12 protein-coding genes and 2 tRNA genes are annotated in these 17,998 nt (G+C 63.5%); 10 read left to right on the top strand and 4 right to left on the bottom strand.

Features of this window, described 5'->3' with window-relative positions; translation table 11 throughout:
* Positions 1-3: 3 nt before the first annotated feature.
* From ACFWHB_RS06120 to ACFWHB_RS06105, 4 genes are all read left to right on the top strand, one after another.
* The gene (locus ACFWHB_RS06120) at positions 4-1,467 is read left to right on the top strand and encodes an NAD-dependent succinate-semialdehyde dehydrogenase (RefSeq protein WP_395949673.1); all 1,464 of its coding nucleotides are present in this window, start codon (positions 4-6) and stop codon (positions 1,465-1,467) included.
* Between the two features lie 232 nt (positions 1,468-1,699).
* Positions 1,700-2,998, top strand: coding sequence for a 4-aminobutyrate--2-oxoglutarate transaminase (gene gabT / locus ACFWHB_RS06115; protein WP_163147317.1), 1,299 nt, complete (start codon positions 1,700-1,702; stop codon positions 2,996-2,998).
* Between the two features lie 206 nt (positions 2,999-3,204).
* Positions 3,205-4,584, top strand: a complete 1,380-nt coding sequence (locus tag ACFWHB_RS06110; protein ID WP_106886180.1) for an APC family permease — start codon at positions 3,205-3,207, stop codon at positions 4,582-4,584.
* A gap of 435 nt (positions 4,585-5,019) precedes the next feature.
* A complete protein-coding gene (locus ACFWHB_RS06105) occupies positions 5,020-6,330 on the top strand; it encodes an APC family permease (protein ID WP_106887887.1) in 1,311 nt (436 codons plus the stop codon).
* Between the two features lie 78 nt (positions 6,331-6,408).
* On the opposite strand, the gene ACFWHB_RS06100 is transcribed toward ACFWHB_RS06105, so the two are convergent.
* Positions 6,409-6,801, bottom strand: coding sequence for a hypothetical protein (locus tag ACFWHB_RS06100; RefSeq protein ID WP_106886179.1), 393 nt, complete (start codon positions 6,799-6,801; stop codon positions 6,409-6,411).
* A gap of 250 nt (positions 6,802-7,051) precedes the next feature.
* Between ACFWHB_RS06100 and ACFWHB_RS06095 the strand changes: the two genes are divergently transcribed.
* From ACFWHB_RS06095 to ACFWHB_RS06080, 4 genes are all read left to right on the top strand, one after another.
* Positions 7,052-8,206: a Na/Pi cotransporter family protein gene (locus tag ACFWHB_RS06095; protein ID WP_395949672.1), complete on the top strand. Its 1,155-nt coding sequence runs from the start codon at positions 7,052-7,054 to the stop codon at positions 8,204-8,206.
* 152 nt (positions 8,207-8,358) lie between these two features.
* Complete coding sequence (locus tag ACFWHB_RS06090; protein ID WP_106886177.1) at positions 8,359-8,829, top strand: FKBP-type peptidyl-prolyl cis-trans isomerase; 471 nt, start codon at positions 8,359-8,361, stop codon at positions 8,827-8,829.
* Positions 8,830-9,076: 247 nt separating this feature from the next.
* Positions 9,077-9,844 (top strand): DODA-type extradiol aromatic ring-opening family dioxygenase, encoded by a 768-nt coding sequence (locus ACFWHB_RS06085; RefSeq protein ID WP_395949671.1) that lies wholly within the window; start codon positions 9,077-9,079, stop codon positions 9,842-9,844.
* A gap of 161 nt (positions 9,845-10,005) precedes the next feature.
* Positions 10,006-13,227: an ATP-binding protein gene (locus tag ACFWHB_RS06080; protein ID WP_395949670.1), complete on the top strand. Its 3,222-nt coding sequence runs from the start codon at positions 10,006-10,008 to the stop codon at positions 13,225-13,227.
* A gap of 90 nt (positions 13,228-13,317) precedes the next feature.
* Here the strand turns inward: ACFWHB_RS06080 and ACFWHB_RS06075 are convergent, their stop codons facing one another.
* Complete coding sequence (locus tag ACFWHB_RS06075; RefSeq protein WP_025327782.1) at positions 13,318-13,518, bottom strand: YbfA family protein; 201 nt, start codon at positions 13,516-13,518, stop codon at positions 13,318-13,320.
* A 214-nt stretch (positions 13,519-13,732) separates the two neighbouring features.
* Here ACFWHB_RS06075 and ACFWHB_RS06070 point away from each other — a divergent pair, with 214 nt between their 5' ends.
* Entirely contained in the window at positions 13,733-14,026 is a 294-nt protein-coding gene (locus ACFWHB_RS06070; protein ID WP_111910060.1) for a hypothetical protein, read from the top strand.
* Between the two features lie 75 nt (positions 14,027-14,101).
* Here the strand turns inward: ACFWHB_RS06070 and ACFWHB_RS06065 are convergent.
* Positions 14,102-14,175: transfer RNA gene (locus ACFWHB_RS06065), tRNA-Cys, on the bottom strand.
* A gap of 57 nt (positions 14,176-14,232) precedes the next feature.
* Positions 14,233-14,308, bottom strand: a tRNA-Gly gene (locus ACFWHB_RS06060).
* Positions 14,309-14,556: 248 nt separating this feature from the next.
* Between ACFWHB_RS06060 and ACFWHB_RS06055 the strand changes: the two genes are divergently transcribed.
* Positions 14,557-17,994 carry a hybrid sensor histidine kinase/response regulator gene (locus ACFWHB_RS06055; protein WP_395949668.1) on the top strand — a complete coding sequence of 1,146 codons (3,438 nt, stop codon included), beginning with the start codon at positions 14,557-14,559 and terminating at the stop codon, positions 17,992-17,994.
* The last annotated feature ends 4 nt before the right edge of the window (positions 17,995-17,998 follow it).

Below are 17,998 nucleotides of genomic sequence, written 5' to 3'. Positions count from 1 at the left end.
TCTATGTCAGCATCACAACCCGCACTCTCCTTGATCAAGTCCCTTGCCTATATAGATGGCCGCTGGTGCGAGGCCCATGGCGGACAAAGTTTCGAGGTCCTGAACCCGGCGACCGGCCAGCTCATCACTCAGGTACCCGACATGGACGAGGCGGACACCCGGCTCGCCATCGCGGCGGCTCACAATGCCCAGCCCGCCTGGGCCGCCCTCACAGCCAAGGAGCGCGGCAGCAGGCTTCACGCCTGGTTCGAACTCATCATGGCCAATCAGGATGAACTGGCCCGCATCATGACCTGCGAGCAGGGCAAACCGCTCGCCGAAGCCAAAGGCGAGGTGGCCTACGGTGCCAGCTTCATCCAGTGGTTCGCGGAAGAGGGCAAGCGTGCCTATGGCCGCACCATTCCCGGTTTCTCCGGCGACCGGCGCCTGGCCACCATCAAGCAGCCGGTGGGCGTGGTGGCCGCCATCACCCCCTGGAACTTCCCCATCGCCATGATCACCCGCAAGGCCGGACCTGCACTGGCCGCCGGTTGCACCATCGTCATCAAGCCCGCCGCCGAGACGCCCCTGTGCGCGCTGGCGCTGGCAGCCCTGGCCGAGCAGGCGGGCATTCCCGCCGGGGTCATCAACATAGTCACCTCCCATCAGGCCTCGGTCGTGGGCGACGAGCTGTGCCGCAACCCCAAGGTGCGCAAGCTCTCCTTCACCGGCTCCACCCGCATCGGCAAGCTGCTGATGCGCCAGTGCGCCGACACCATGAAGCGGCTCTCTCTGGAGCTGGGTGGCAACGCCCCCTTCATCGTGTTTGACGATGCCGACCTCGACGCCGCCGTGGCCGGGGCGCTCGCCTCCAAATACCGCAACGCCGGCCAGACCTGCGTCTGCGCCAACCGCATCCTGGTGCAGGCCAGTGTCCATGACGCCTTCGCCGAGAAGCTGGCCGCCGCGGTGCGCGCCTTCAAGGTGGGGGATGGCATGGGTGATGGCACCCAGATCGGCCCCCTCATCAATGCCGCGGCCGCCGACAAGGTCGCCTCCCTGGTCAGCCAGGCCGAGGCCGCCGGGGCCAGCGTGCTGGTGGGGGGGCAAGCCCATCCCGCCGGCCCGCTCTTCTACCACCCCACCATCCTGACCGGCGTGACCCGGGACAACCCCATACTGCAGGAGGAGATCTTCGGCCCCGTCGCCCCCCTGGTGCGCTTCGAGACCGAGGCCGAGGCCATCGCCATCGCCAACGACACCCCTTATGGCCTGGCCGCCTACTTCTATGGCCGCGACATTGCCCGGGTGTGGCGGGTGGCCGAGCAGCTGGAATACGGCATGGTGGGCATCAACGAGGGGATCATCTCGACCGAGCTGGCCCCCTTTGGCGGCATCAAGGAGTCGGGACTGGGTCGGGAAGGGGCGGCAGAGGGGCTGGAGGAGTACCTCGAGACCAAATACCTCTGCTTTGGCGGCATCCGTTGATGCCCATGTCCCGCAGAGGCATCGTTGAAAAAGATGCCTCTGACACCAGTCCATCGTTTTTATAGATAGACATGGGCGCCAGCTCGGCCTCACGAGAGCCTCGACGGCGCCCTGCGGTACGCCACCCGCGCCCCGCACCAGACATGCCGCCCTGCCAGATGGCAGTGCGCGGTTCAATCGACGAGCAGATTGCACAGGAATATCAGGGGCCCATGCCCCTCAGGGAGGAAAGATGAGTCAGTCAGAACAGCATTCAAACCAGGCGTGGCAAGCGCGCCGTGAAGCGGCCGTGGTACAGGGCGTCGGCACCCTGCTGCCGGTCTTCATCGACCGGGCGAAAAACGCCGAGCTGTGGGACGTGGAGGGCAACCGCTACATCGACTTTGCCTCCGGCATCGCCGTGCTCAACACCGGCCACAATCACCCCAAGGTGGTCGCCGCCGTGCGCGAGCAGCTCGAGAAGTTCAGCCACACCTGCTTCCAGGTCACCCCCTACCCAGGCTATATCGAGCTTGCCGAGAAGCTCAACGCCCTGGTGCCGGGCCCGACCCCCAAGCGTACCCTCTTCCTCTCCACCGGCGCCGAGGCGGTGGAGAACGCCATCAAGATAGCCCGCGCCCACACCGGCCGCAGCGGCACCATCGCCTTCAAGGGCGGCTTCCACGGCCGCACCATGATGGGGATGGCGCTCACCGGCAAGGTGGTGCCCTACAAGACCGGCTTCGGCCCCTTCCCGGGGGAGGTCTATCACCTCCCCTTCCCGGCCGACTACCTGGGGGTGAGCGAGGCCGATGCCCTGGGGGCGCTGGATCTCTGCTTCAGCGCCGACATCGAACCGGCCCGGGTGGCCGCCATCATCATAGAGCCGGTGCAGGGTGAGGGGGGCTTCTATGTCGCCTCCCCGAGCTTCCTGCAAGCCTTGCGCAAGATCTGCGATCAGCACGGCATACTGCTCATCTGCGACGAGATCCAGACAGGTTTCTGTCGCACCGGCAAGACCTTCGCCACCGAATACAGCGGCGTCGAGCCGGACATCATGACGCTGGCCAAGAGCCTGGCCGGCGGCTTCCCGCTGTCTGCCGTAGTGGGCAAGAGCGAAGTCATGAACGCCGCCAAGCCCGGTGGCCTGGGGGGCACCTATGCGGGCTCCCCCATCGCCTGCGCCGCCGCCCTGGCGGTGCTGGAGGTCATTGAGGAGGAGCGCCTGAACCAGCAGGCCCTGGTGCAGGGGGAGCAGATCAAGGCGCGCCTGCACCAGCTGGCGGAGCGGTTTGACAGCATAGGCAACATCCGCGGCCCCGGCGCCATGGTGGCCATGGAGCTGGTCAAGGGGCGCGATGCCACCCAACCGGATCCGGATCTCACCAAACGGCTGGTGGCAGAGGCAGGCAAACGGGGCCTGGTGCTGCTGGCCTGCGGCGTGCGTGCCAACGTCATCCGCTTCCTCGCCCCCCTCACCGCCTCCCCGGCGCTGATCGACGAGGGACTCGACCTGCTGGAGCAGGCGCTGGCCGCCGCCAGTCAAGGTTAGTGTCCGCGTTTCTCGCTGGCACGAACAATATCGTCAGATAACGACAGGCCGTCCATCGCGGATGGCCTGCTTATACGGTATCATCTCGCCCCCAAAAATGATGGCAGGAGCAGTTGGCTCCCTCAGTGACCAGTCACCCTGTCATGGGGCCCCGCCCCTGCTCGGCAGGCGGGCCCTTCACCACTGCATTCTTAGGAGACGGCCCCATGGCCCCACGCCCTGCGCGACTGAAACAAACCCTGACCCTGTGGCAAGTGGTCGTGATGGGCCTGGCCTACATGACCCCCATGGTGGTGTTCGATACCTTCGGCATCGTCACCGACATCACCCAGGGTCATGTCACCACCGCCTACCTGCTGGCCCTGGTCGGGGTGCTGTTCACCGCCTCCAGCTACAGCAAGATGGTGCGTCACTACCCGATCGCGGGCTCGGCCTACACCTATGCCCAGCGGGAGTTCTCCCCCGTGGTGGGCTTCATGGTGGGCTGGTCCTCCCTGCTCGACTACATCTTCCTGCCGATGATCAACATGCTGCTGGCCAAGATCTATCTGAGCGCCCTCTTCCCCGGCGTCGAGCCCTGGATCTTCATCCTCGGCATGACGGTGCTGATGACCGCCATCAACCTGCGCGGCATCGATCTGGTGGCTAACCTCAACGGCCTCATCATCTTCATCCAGGTGGCCATCATGCTGGTCTTCCTCGGCCTGATCGCTCATGGGGTCTATCAGGGGGAAGGGGTCGGCACCCTCAGCCTGCAGCCCATCTACAGCAGCAGCACAGAGATCTTGCCGCTGCTGACCGGGGCCACCATCCTCTGCTTCTCCTTCCTCGGCTTCGACAGCCTGAGCGCCCTCTCCGAGGAGACCCCGGAGGCCGGCAAGGTGATCCCCAAAGCCATCATCCTGACCGCCCTGCTTGGCGGCCTCATCTTCGTGGTGGTGGCCTATGCCCTGCAGCTCTACTTCCCGGATGCCTCCCGCTTCAAGGCGCCGGACGCCGTGCTGCCGGAGATCGCCCTCTACGTCGGCGGCAAGCTGTTCCAGAGCGTGGTGCTGGTCTGCGCCTGCGTGGCGGTGCTGGCCTCGGGGCTCTCCTCCCACGCCGGGGTCTCCCGCATCCTCTACGTGATGGGACGGGACAAGGTGCTGCCCCAGCGCACCTTTGGCTATATCCATCCCAAGTGGCGCACCCCCGTGTTCAACATACTGCTGGTGGGTCTGCTGGCCTTGTCGGCCATCAGCTTCGATCTGGAGATCGCCCTGGCGCTGATCAACTTCGGCGCCCTGGTGGCCTTCACCGTGGTCAACCTGTCGGTGATCTCCTGCTACTACCTGCGTCAGGGGCGCAACAAAACCTGGCAGGATCGCCTGCAATACCTGGTGCTGCCCCTGCTCGGAGCCGGGACAGTGGCTATCCTGTGGCTCAACCTGGAGCAGACCTCCCTGATGCTGGGGCTGATCTGGGCCGCCATCGGCGGAATTTACCTGTTTTTGCGCACCACCGTCTGGCGCGTATCGCTGCCGAGCCAACCGGCGCAAAGCCTTGCCAGCAGCGGGCTGGCACCCCTGCCGTCGACACCGGAATAGGCGCGGTTTATTGATGTAAACCCTGTCCTTGCGCATTCTCTTGCCGGGAATGCCGATCCTGGCTTGTCATCCCCCCCCATCTGGGGCAAAATGCGCGCCGATTTGAATAACCGATGTGATCCTCACATCGGTTATTTTTCATTTTGAAAACAAGTGTCTACTTCGAGGCCGGAACCACTCCGGAAATGATATCTAGGTTCAGATGGACCTAATGCCGCAATGAGGAAAAACATGGGGCTCTTATTGGCTTTGTCTCCGGTTGTCGCCGGAACCTGCTTTGGTCGCCGCGCGACCAACGTCTGTGGTTTGCATACCGATCCGCTGCGGATGCGAGAAACCAGTCCCATGGCCTCACGCCATTCCACCTCCTGCCTGCCGTGCAAGGAGGAAGCCTGAGTGAGCCAGCAACCCGTTCGTCTGATAAAAACCCTCAGCATGTGGCAAGTGGTGGTGATGGGCCTGGCCTATCTGACCCCCATGGCAGTGTTCGACACCTTCGCCATCGTCGGTGACATCACCGAGGGCCGGGTCGCCACCGCCTACCTGCTGGCGCTGGGCGGCATTCTGCTGACCGCCTTCAGCTACGGCCATCTGGTGCGCCGCTTCCCGTCCGCAGGCTCCGCCTACACCTATGCCCAGAAGGTGTTCCACCCCTATGTGGGCTTCATGGTGGGCTGGTCCTCCCTGCTCGACTACATGTTCATGCCGATGATCAACATACTGCTGGCCAAGATCTATCTGACCGCCATGTTCCCGAACGTCGATCCCTGGATCTTCATCTTCGGCCTGGTGACAGTGATGACCTTCCTGAACCTGCGCGGCATCAAGCTGGTGGCCAACCTCAACGGCTTCATCGTCTTTATCCAGGTTGCCATCATCCTCACCTTCCTCGGCCTCATCGCCTGGGGACTGCTGCACGGCGAAGGGACAGGCACCCTGCTAAGCAGCCGCCCCTTCCACCTGGAGTCCGCCGGCATGCTGCCGCTCTTCACCGGCGCCACCATTCTCTGCTTCTCCTTCCTCGGCTTCGACGGCCTGAGTTCGCTGTCGGAAGAGACCCCGAACGCCGGCAAGGTGATCCCGCGCGCCATAGTGCTGACGGCGCTCATCGGCGGCATCATCTTCGTCACCGTCTCCTACAGCCTGCAGCTCTTCTTCCCGGATCTGGCCCGCTTCAAGGAGCCGGACGCCGTGCTGCCGGAGATCGCCCTCTACGTCGGCGGCACCCTGTTCCAGAGCGTGGTGCTGGTGTGCACCACGGCGGCCGTGCTCGCCTCCGGCATGGCGGCCCACGCCGGCGTGTCGCGCATTCTCTACGTGATGGGTCGCGATCGCATGATACCGGAGCGGGTGTTCGGCTATATCCACCCCACCTGGCGCACCCCGGCCATCAACGTGCTGCTGGTGGGGGCCCTGGCCCTCTCCGCGGTGTCGTTCGATCTGGATATGGCGCTGGCGCTGGTGAACTTCGGCGCCCTGGTGGCCTTCACCTTCGTCAACCTGTCGGTCATCGGCCAGTTCTGGGTGCGCGAGAAACGCAACAAGAGCCTGAAGGATCACCTGCTGTTCCTGGTGCTGCCGCTGCTGGGGGCCGCCACCATAGGGGCGCTCTGGATCAACCTGGAGCAGAGCTCCCTGGAGCTTGGCCTCATCTGGGCGGGGATCGGGGTTACCTACCTCTTCCTGCGCCTGGCGGTGTTCCGCATCCCCTTCCGTCAGTACGAGGAAACGGCCGACGGCCAGTAAGTCCGGCCGGATGACAGCCAAACAGAAGGGGAGCCCATGGCTCCCCTTCTTGCATGCAGACCTGCGTAGGACTATCCCTCACCCCTGGTTGATCACCGCAGTGGCGGCCGCCTTGACCGGATCCTTGGCTACGGCTTTGACATCCTTGCGAGTCTGGTTGACCTTGTCCTGAGTCTGTTTCAGATCGGCGGTCTGCTTGTCCAGGGCCGCATTGGTGTTCTGCTTTGCCTCTTTCAGGCCCGCCGTCTTCTTGTCCAGCACGTCAGTGGTGGTGTTCTTCACCTCGGCCTTGGCCTTCTCCTTCTGCTGACGCACCAACTTGTCGGCATCGCAGTTGCCCTTGACCCCCAGGGTCGCATTCATCGCCTCGTTTCTGGCCGCCTTGTCGAGGTTGCACTCGGACTTGAACACGCTGGCCTGCGCACCGGCAGACAGCAGACCCAGGGAAAGACACAAAACCCATGCACGCATCATCACTTCCTCAGTTTGAAGACAGGAAAGCCTGGCAGCATATAACCCTGGGATCTCAGTGCAAGATCAGGGGCCAACTCTGAGCCGGATGGCGCCATATCGCCGTTTGCTCCGACACTTTTTGTCTGCGACGCCCCCTGCCGCCCTGTCACCAAAACATCATAAAAGTGTCACTTTGTCATATTTCTGTCATGGAGCCTTGTTGTAATGCGCCCGTCCATTTCAACGCAGAACGACCCCAAGAGGCCATATGCACAGCACCGCATCTTCCGCACCCCAGCAGACCCGCCGTCCCGGCCCCCTGTTCAACTGGCTCGCGGTGATCACGCTGATCTACCTGATCCTGGTCGCCGTTGGCGCCGTCTCCCACGGCTTCAAGGGCTTCTCCGGCGGCGCCGAGGGCGCTGCCCAGATCTTCGCTTTCGCCAACAACCCCTTCGTTGCCCTGCTGCTCGGCATCCTGGCCACCGCCCTGGTGCAATCTTCCAGCACAGTCACCTCGGTGATCGTCGGCCTGGTGGCCGGTGGCCTGCCCATGGAGATGGCCATCCCCATGGTGATGGGGGCCAACCTCGGCACCACCATCACCAACACCATAGTCTCCCTCGGTCACATCCGGGACAGGGAAGAGTTTCGCCGCGCCTTCGCCGCCGCCACAGTACACGACTTCTTCAACCTGATGGCGGTCTTCATCTTCCTGCCGCTGGAGCTGATGTTCGGCCTGCTGCAGCAGAGCGCTGAGTGGATCTCCGGCCTGCTGATGGGCTCAGCCGACATGTCGATGAAGGGGATGGACTTCATGAAACCCCTCATCTCGCCGTCGCTGGATCTCATCGACGCGGCCGTCGCCTTCCTGCCGGGCAAGGGCCCTGCCATCGCCACAATCGTCATCGGCATACTGCTGATCCTGGGTTGCGTCACCAGCCTCGGCAAGGTGCTGCAACGGGTCATGGTGGGCCGCGCCAAGGAGCTGCTGCACAAGGCGCTGGGCCGTGGCCCGCTGACCGGCATCGCCTCCGGCACCCTGATGACTGTGATGGTGCAGTCCTCCTCCACCACCACCAGCCTGATGATCCCCCTGGCCGGCGGCGGTGTCTTCACCACCCGTCAGCTCTACCCCTTCACCCTGGGGGCCAACATAGGCACCACCATCACAGCCCTGCTGGCCGCCACCGCCATCAGCGGTGCCGGTGCCCAGCTGGCGCTGACCATAGCCCTGGTCCACGTGCTGTTCAACCTGTTTGCCGTGGTACTCATCTACGGGGTTCCCTTCCTGCGGGAGCTGCCCATCAAGGCCGCCGAGACCCTGGCCCGGGTCGGCAGCGAGAACAAGCTGCTGGCGCTGGGCTATGTGGCCGGGCTCTTCTTCGCCCTGCCCGCCCTGATGATGGTGGCGGTGAAGTAATCCGCCACATGAGACCAGGGGGCTAGGTTCTGGCCCCCTGGTCCTCTGTCAGCCCCGTCACATCCTCCTGCGTCCCACTCGCCCTCCCTCCCCGACTGGGATAAGATGCCGTTCTCATTGCACTCTTTGCATTTCAGGGAATAGGAAAACCGATGAAATTCATTCTGATCGCCTTGCTCGTCGCCGGGGTGGCCTACTACTTCTACTCCAGCAGCAACAACAAGAAACTGGCCGAAGAGAACGTGCGCAAGGGCGCCGAGTTCCTCGCCAGCAACAAGGAGAAGCCCCTGGTGACCACCACGGCCTCCGGCCTGCAGTACGAAGTGCTGACCCAGGGCAGCGGCACTGTTCACCCCACCGCCACCAGCAAGGTGAAGGTGCACTACGAGGGCAAGCTGCTGGACGGCACCGTATTCGACAGCTCGGTCGCCCGCGGCGAGCCCATCGAGTTTGGCCTCAATCAGGTGATCAAGGGCTGGACCGAAGGGGTGCAGCTGATGGTGGAAGGGGAGAAGACCCGCTTCTACATCCCCGCCAATCTGGCCTACGGCGACCGTGCCGCTGGTAAAATTCCACCTGGCTCGGTGCTGATCTTCGACGTTGAGCTGCTGGGTATCCAGTAAGCTGCCGCCGCCCGACGGGGCCTTGACGACAAAGCCGGCGCAGTGCGCCGGCTTTGTCGTTTCTGCGCCATTTCGTTCGCCCTTACAGCTCAGACTATTAACCAAAAGTGAACGGTGCTTATCCATAAAGCCTGATTGTTAACCCAACCATTGGGGCAGATAATGACCACATCGTCAGCGGCATGTCGCCCTGACCTCGGGTTTTCGGTGCGCAGCACGCATCGGCACAACGCATATGGAGTCTGTCATGGCTATCGCCCCCGTCTGGTTTATCTCCCACGGCGCCCCGGATCTGGTGCTGCGGGATCAGCCTGCCACCCGGTTCCTGAAACAGCTGCGCCTTGAGGGCGTAAGGGGGCTGGTGGTTCTCTCGGCCCACTGGTTCAGCCGCAGCGAGCTGCAGCTCAACGTCGAGCCGAACCCGGCCCTGATGTACGACTTCTACGGCTTCCCCGAGCCCCTCTATCGGATCCGCTGGCCGGCCAAGAGTCCACAATGGCTGCAGGAGGCGGTGAGCGATCAGCTGCTGCTGGCGGGCTTGCCCGCCACCGCGGTAAACCGCGAGCTGGATCACGGGGTCTGGTCGCCCCTCTCCCTGATGGATCCCCAGAGCGAACTCCCCCTGGTGCAGCTCTCCATCCCGGCCGGCTTCACCCCGGCCCAGCTGTGGCAACTGGGGGAGGCGCTGCAGGGCCTGCGTGCGCAGGGCATCGCCATCCTCGCCTCCGGCGCCATCACCCACAACCTGAGGGCGCTCGGGCCGGACGACAGCCCTGTGCCCCGCTGGGCGAGCGCCTTCGTGCACTGGCTGGAGCAGACCATGGATGAGGGTGACAGGGCGGCGCTGGAAGATTATCGGGCCCAGGCCCCTGGCGCCGTGGAATCCCATCCCCATGACGATCACCTGCGTCCGCTGTTCGTGGCGCTCGGGGCGGCGGGGAGCGACAGACCGACCAGGCTGCACCAGAGCTGGGACTATGGCAGCCTCTACATGGGCGCCTACAGGTTCGGCTGATCCCGGCAACCCCTGGGTACGAATGGCGGCTCACGCCGCCATCTTTGTGCCTTTCATGCTGGCTGCGGCCAAATAAGGGACTCGTTATAGCCATTTTCCGGTAGAATGGCCGCCTTTGGCCCAGACCCGGCAAGGATGGCTGTCCCGTTCCAGGTGGCATGATGAACCTCTATCGATCACTGATCCTGCTCTGTCTGCTGTTCATCCAGCCTGCGCTGGCGCTGACGCTGCACAGCCGTCACGACCCCGAGATAGCCCCTCCCCGCTGGTCCAAGGCCGAGCAGGCCTGGTTGCGGCAGGCAAGGCAACTGCGGGTCGGCCTCCTCGCAGAGGATTACCGCCCCTTCAGCATGATCGTCTCAAAGCACAGGTTCGAGGGGATCTCCGCCGATTACCTCGGCATCCTCGCCCATCTACTACAAAAGCCCCTGTCACTGCACCGCTTCGCCGACAAGGAGAGCGCCCTGCTCGCCCTGCGCCGGGGAGAGATCGATCTGGTCAACCTCGGCAACCTGACCCTGGCGGACACCGAGGCCTCCGGGATCCGGCTGAGCAACCCCTACTTCAGCAGCGCCCTGGTCTTCTCGACCCCCAAACCCTATCAGGGCCCCCTGCTGGCCCCGGGCCAGCGCGTCGCCGCCGTAGCGGGGCAGATTGATACCCAGAGGTTCAGGCTCTACTACCCTACCCTCACCCTGGTGACCCATCCCTCCAACATGGAGGCCTTCGACGCCGTCTTCTTCGGCCGCCAGGAGATACTGCTCAGCGACGCCCACGCCATGCACTACCTCAACAGCGAGCGCTTCGACCACCTCAGGCAGCGCGGCGAGGCACAACCCAGCCTGGCACCGGCCGACTTTCGCTTCGCAGTTTCCGCCCGCGTACCGGCCCTGCTCGGCCTCATCAATCGCGGCCTGGAGGCCATCGACGACGGAACCCGCAATGCCATCTTCAGCCAGTGGAACGGGCCCATACGTGACATGAATGACAGCGCGAGCGAGCGCTATGACGCCGCCGAGCTGGCCTGGATGCGTCAGTCTCCCCCCATCAGGGTGTGGCTGATGGACAACCTCTACCCCTATGGCGCCATGGATCACGACGGCCAGCTCACCGGCATGACGGTCGACATGCTGGCCAAGGTGAGCAAGCGCACCGGCCTCTCCTTCGAGTTCATCCGCTTCGACTCCGACCGGCAGCGGGACAAGGCCATCCGATCGGGGCGCCTCGATCTCATCGGTGCCATCTCCCGGCCCGTGGCCGAGCGCTATGGCCTGCGCCCCTCGGTCCCCTATGCCACGGACGACATCTACGTGATCCTCACCCATCAGGGGGAGGAGAGCATGGACTCGCTGCGGAGTCTGACGGGCAAGCGCCTGGGGATCACCCGCTACAACCCGCTCGCCGATCAGCTGGAGGACAGCAGGCTCACCATCATGGAGAGCGCCGAGGAGGCGATGCAGGCCGTCGAGGGGGGCAGGCTGGATGCCGCCATAGTGCCGCTCTATTTTGCCCGCCACGCCCTGGACAATGATCCGCGAACCCGGCTGCGCATCGCGGGGCCCGCCGATGACGAACCCATCCGGATGGGCTTTGCCAGCCAGCCCGGCAACGAGATGCTGATGAATATCCTCGACAAGACCCTGCTCGCCATCCCGCCCAACGAGCTGGCCATGACGAGCTACGAGTGGCGCAACCGCAAACTGCCGGTGCCGGGCTTCATCGAGCGCCACGCCCACGCCTTCTACCTGTTGTTTGCGGTGCTCCTCGCCCTGGCCCTGGTGCTGATCTATCGCAACCTCATGCTCAAGCGGCTGGCCCGCGCCGAGCAGGCCTCCCGCCAGCAACTGGAGGCCCACGTGAGATTCATCAAGGCGCTCGGGGAGAGTCAGCCCCACCCCATAGTGGTGCGGGACAAGAGCGGCAAGGTATTGTTGTGCAACAGCAAATACCTGGCCCAGCTCGGTGCCCGCCCGGAAAAGGTCATGGGTCAGCCCTTCGCTCAGGGATTGGAAGGGCTGATCGACTCCCTGAGCATCTCAGCCCTGGAGCAGGACTTTGCGAAGGTGGTGCAGCATGGCCAGCCCATCTTTGCCGATCGGATTTTCAATCGCGAAGGGAGCCAGACCCACATCTATCACTGGATGGTGCCCTACTTCGATGGCGAGGGGGCCATCAGCGGGGTGATCGACGGCTGGATCGACATCACGGACCGCAAGCAGCTGGAGGAGGCCCTGCGCCAGGCCAAGCTGCAGGCCGACAGCGCGAGCCGGGCCAAGAGCGACTTTCTCGCCACCATGAGTCACGAGATCCGCACCCCCATGAACGCCATCCTCGGTATGCTGGAGCTCGCCACCGAAGATCCCGCCCTCAGTCGCCATAGCGCCGAGCTGCTGCGCATCGCCGCGGACTCGGCGAACGGTCTGCTGGATCTGCTCGGGGATACCCTGGATATCGCCAGCATAGAGGCGGGCCAGATGACCCTGACCCCGACCCCCTGCGAGCTGACGCCGCTGCTGCTGTCGGTCACCCGGGTGTTCGATGGCATGGCCGGGCAAAAGGGGGTGGCCTATAGTGTCGAGCTGCCCGTCGCCCCCCTGCCGACTGTGCTGATCGATTCCCTTCGACTGCGCCAGATCCTCTTCAACCTGATCGGCAACGCCATCAAGTTCACGGAGCAGGGCGAGGTGAGCATCAGCGCCTCCCTGGCGGGAGATCCCCAACAGGCCCCCATGCTGCACCTGGTCATCGCAGATACCGGAGTCGGCATCCCGACGGACAAGCTGCCCCAGCTGTTCACCCCCTTCTACCGTGCACACTCCCCCCAGCAGTACCCGGGCAGCGGCCTTGGCCTGAACCTGGCCCGCATCCTGTGCCAGATGATGGGAGGAGAGATAGGCATCGACAGCGAGACGGGACGGGGGACCCGCCTCGAGATAAAACTGCCCCTGACCCTGGCCACCCCGGATCTCCCGCAGGTGACGGCCCCCCTCCCTCCCCGGGAGCCAGGGCCCCGGCTGCGGATACTGGTGGTGGATGACAACCATGCCAACCAGATCCTGCTGCGCCAGCAGCTCAAGCACCTGGGACACGAGGTCAGCGTGCGCAGCAACGGGCTGGAGGCCTTGCGTGCCGTCGGCAGCAACCCCTTCGATCTCGCCATCACCGACTGCCAGATGCCGGTGATGGACGGCTTCGAACTGACGCGCAACCTGCGCGCCCGTGGCCATGAGCTGCCGGTCTGGGGCTTTACCGCCCACGCCTTGCCTCGCGAGCGGGAGCTCTGCCTGGCCGCCGGCATGAACGACTGCCTGTTCAAGCCCATAGGCCTAGCCCGCCTGCGCGCGGCGCTGGCCGAACTCGGCAGGGAGCAAGCCAGGGGCTGACTTCTCAGCCATGCGGGAAAGAGGCCCATGCGAGGGGCCGGCCATAAAAAAAGACAGCCTGGGCTGTCTTTTTTCATTGTGGGCAGGGGATCAGTAGAAGATCCGCTCACCCCGTTCGCTCATCTTGAGCCACACCGGCTTGGTGCTGGTCTTGTTCCAGATCCGGTGCAGGTAGCTGTAGAAGCGGGCGCGATCGCGGCGAAACAGCATCACCGGGAAAGCGAGCAGACCCACCATCAGTACGAAGATGCGGCGAAGGATTATCTGAGTCAGGGAGAAGGGATGAAACATGATTTAACGCCTCACTGGTAAGACCACTGAGCAAAGATTACTCCACAAGCTGTAGGATTACTACACCAACAAGCCCCTTTTTTTATAAAAAAACCGCCTAAAAACCAGAAAGTGAAACTGGGTTACATTATTTAACCAAAAAATAACAAGGCTGGCAAAAGCTACGTCTTGGGCAAGAGTTAGAACATGGGCAGATGAATGGGGGGAGAAGCGCATGAAACTGGCAGATGTTGCTGTCCTGAGCGTGCTGGGTCTGCTCGCCTGGTCACAGTGGCAGGAGTGGCGACTCAATCGGGATGACGCCATCACGCTGGCGTACCAGGGAGTGCCTGTCGTCAGCCTGTGGCAGTGCGGTCAGCTGAAGCAGAAGATGGCCGATCTGACCGACCACGCCGCCGAGCTGCAACTTCAGTATCGGGGGCAATCCCTCGACGAGATAAGTCACTATCTGCAAAGAGAGTGGCGCAAGCAGGGCTGCGAGCTGTTATTGACCCAGCAAGGATATTGAACGCAAGGGGATATGCCGAAACACGTTTCCGGGATGAAACAGGGCATGGAACAAGAATGAAACTGAGGAAGAAGATGGAGGCACGTTCCGGAGTCGAACCGGACTAAACGGATTTGCAATCCGCTGCATAACCGCTTTGCTAACGCGCCATGCTGACAAGACTGATTGTCTTGAAAGTGATATCCATCGTTGGTGCGATGGAAAATTGGAGCGGGAAACGAGACTCGAACTCGCGACCCCGACCTTGGCAAGGTCGTGCTCTACCAACTGAGCTATTCCCGCCTGACTGCCGTGTGCCAGTTGCCTGACAACGAGGCGCATTATACGTACCCCGAGCCCGGGCACAACCCTTTTTTATGACTTTGCGCGCTTTTCCGGAGCGTTTGCTCAGGCTTTAAACGCCTTGCTCAAAAATCCCGCCACTCCCTGTGACCCGACGAGCGAATTTAAGATAAAGCCATTGAAATAGTTAGTCTTTAGTCAGAAACTCACTGCGCTTAGTAACTGGATTCTCAATTGAAAATCACACAATGAAATGGATCTTCAGGCCTCGTGGGCTCAGACCGCAGCTGATGCTGGCTTTCTTCATGTTGGGCCTGGTGCCCTTCCTGGTCGTCACCCTGTTTTTCCTCTACAGCCACGGCAAGGACCTCACCACCCAGACTTCCAACCATCTGGTCTCGGTGCGCAACATCAAGAAGAGCCAGCTGGAAGACTACTTCGGCAACCTCAAAGAGCAGATCATCAACTTCTCCCAGCAGGACTTTGCCGGCAACAGTATCGGTCGCTTCTACGGTTTCACCGGGGCCTTCGAAAAGCTCGGCACCACGCCCCAGGAGGCCCGCGCCCGCGCCCAGGCCCGCTATGTGCCCGGCTCCTGGGACAAGCTGCAACAACCGGACAGCCAGGTGGAGATCGAGCCCTCCATCAGCGCCCTGATCCTGGCAGACGAGATGTATGGCCGGGTGCACCAGCGCTTTCACCGCGGCTACGCCGACATGGTGCGCAAGTCCAACTACAGCGACATCTTCCTGGTGGATCTCAACGGTGACGTTGTCTATTCGGTCACCAAGCACCCTAACTTCGCCACCAACCTGCTCTCCGGCCCCTATCAGGCCAGCGGTCTTGGCAACACCTTCGCCAAGATCAAGCGTCGCCTCGACGGCGGCCAGAAACCCCAGCAGATCTTCGAGTTCACCGACTTTGGCCGCAACGAGCTGACCGGCCAGGTGGTCGCCTATCTGGCCGCCCCCGTGATGCAATACGACTATGTGCGCGGCGTGGTGATCTTCGAGCTGCTGCCGGACAAGCTCAACCAGATCATGGCGGAGCGGGAGGGGCTCGGCGAGACCGGCGAGACCATCCTCATAGGCCCGGACAAGCGGATGCGCGCCAACGCCTGGCTGGCCCCCGAATTCAGCGTGGAGAACAGCTTCAGCCCCAACTTCCGGCCGTTGCAGACGCCGCTCGTCATCAAGGCCCTCTCCGGCGAGCAGGGGGTCGGCCCCTTCCTCTCCTATCACGATGACGAGGTGCTGGCCGCCTACACCCAGGTCAAGGTATTCGACACCGAGTGGGCCTTCATCGCCGAGGTCTCCACCAGCGAGGCCTATGCCCCCATACGCCAGCTGGAGACGCTGGTGATCCTGCTGGGGGCGGGATCCCTGCTGCTGCTGATCCTGTTCTCGCGCTGGCTCTCCCACTCCATCACGGCGCCGCTGCGCTCCCTCACTGCCGCCGCCGAGCAGGTGGCGGATGGCGCCCTGGAGCACCCCATCACCATACCGCGCACCGACGACGACATCGACCGGCTGGCCCAGGCGTTCCGCCACATGCAGCGCTCGGTGAAAGACAAGATTGAGCTTATCGAGCGCCAGACCCAGGAGCTGCAACAGCAGGTCAAGCTGACCCACAAGCAGAACCTCAGCCTGCAACAGGCGGACAAGCTGAAAGACGAGCTGCTGGCCAACACCTCCCACGAGCTGCGCACCCCCATCCACGGCATCAAGGGGATGGCCGAGTCCATGCTCGCCAGCCAGCAGGATCTCACCGAGGGCCAGCAGAAACAGCTCGGCCTCATCATCAAGAGCGCCGACGGCCTGGCCCGGCTGGTGGACGATCTGCTCGACTACCACCAGATGCGCTACGGCCAGCTGGAGATACACCCCCAGCCCGTCTCCTCCAAGGGGGTGATCCGGCTGGTGCTGGATCTCTGCCAGCACCTGGTGCAGGCCAAGCCCCTCACCCTGGTGGACATAAGCCCGGCGGAGCTGCCGCCGGTGCTAGCGGACGAGCAGCGCCTCGAACAGGTGCTCTACAACCTGGTGGGCAACGCCATCAAGTACACGCCCCAGGGCAAGGTGGTGCTGAGCGCCCTGGTGGAGGGCAACTTCCTGCGCATCAGGGTGACAGACACCGGCATCGGCATCGCCAAGGACCATCTGGAGCACATCTTCGAACCCCTGGTGCAGATGAGCCCGGAGGTGAGCAAGCAGGGGGCCGGGCTCGGGCTTTCCATCACCCGCCAGCTGGTGCACCTGATGGGGGGTGAGCTCTTCGTGGAGAGCGAGCCGAGCGTCGGCTCCACCTTCGCCTTCACCCTGCCGCTCGCCAGCGGCAAGGCGGGCAGCCTGACCCTCGACAGCCGCCAGATAGAGCATCAGCTGGTGCGCCAGCAGCCCCTCATACTGCCGGACTGGGAGAGCGACGATCTGCCCCCGCCCCCACCAGACGCGCCCCTCATCCTGGTGGTGGATGACGAGCCCATCAACCTGCACATACTGCGCCACCTGCTGCAGCCCTGCGGCTATCGCATACTGCCGAGCAGCGACGGCCACGACGCCCTGGCCAAGCTGGCCCAGGAGCCGGTGGACCTCATACTGCTGGATGTGATGATGCCGACCCTGTCCGGCTTCGACGTCTGCCGTCGCCTGCGCCAGCAGCATCCCAAGGACAAGCTGCCGGTGCTGCTGCTCACCGCCCTCAACCAGCCCAAGGACATCGAAGAGGGCTTCAACGCCGGGGCCAACGACTATCTGGTGAAGCCCTTCTGCAAGGAGGAGCTGTTTGCCCGGGTCAGGGCCCTGCTGGAGGCCAGTGCCGGCCGCGCCTCCCTGGTGGAAAATCATCTGCTCAAGCAGGAGATAGAGCACCGCCTGCGCCTGCAGGCCCAGCTGCATCAGGATCAGGAGCGGCTGCTGGCGCTGCTCGGGGAGGGGGCCGATCCCATGGTCTTCATCGACGAGCAGGGGATGGTGCTGTTTGCCTCCCGCGCCCTGGCCCGCTTGCTGGGCCAGGAGCCGGAAGCCATGGAGGGGCTGCCGCTGGACGAGTGGCTGGCGACCCCGCTGGCGAGCCAGTGGCCCGACATGGTGGCGCGGCCGGAGCAGGATCTGAGCTTCCTGGTGGCGGGCCAGAAGGACGGGCTCAATGCACGGGCTCTGCCCATCAGCCTGGGGGGACAGCACGCCTTCGCCCTCACCCTCAGCACCGAGCAGCGCCAGGACGACAACAGGGTGATGGCCCTGGAGAACGCCCTCAAGAGCCTGTCGCGCCAGGCCATCATCGAAGATGGCCAACTGCTGGGGGAACTGAGCCGGCTGGGAGGGGAGTTCAGATCGCTGGCCGACAACCTCATTCGCCAGCAGGATGACGAGCCCCTGCGCCGGGCCCTGGTGGACACCATGCGCCTCACCCTGGAGACCTGGCAGCAGAGCACCGGCAAGGGCAAGATAGTGCTGGCTGAGAAGAGCAAGCTGTGGCGCGTCTACATGGACAGATCCAGCCCCCAGACCCGCACCCTCGACAAATACCTGAGCCTGGACACCCTGCCCAAGGCACCGCGCTGGAAGACGGTGGTGGCCAGCGCCGAATACGTGCTCAAGCAGTGCCCCCTGAGCGAGGTGCAGCAGCAGAGCCTGCACCAGAGCACCCAGCTGCTGCGTCAGCTCGCCAGCCGCAAGGGGTGAGCCC

Source organism: Aeromonas mytilicola subsp. aquatica, from assembly GCF_044336385.1.
Taxonomy (GTDB): Bacteria; Pseudomonadota; Gammaproteobacteria; order Enterobacterales; family Aeromonadaceae; genus Aeromonas; species Aeromonas rivipollensis.
The sequence above is the reverse complement of the archived record's forward strand: the minus strand, read 5'-3'. Positions and strand labels throughout refer to the sequence as shown.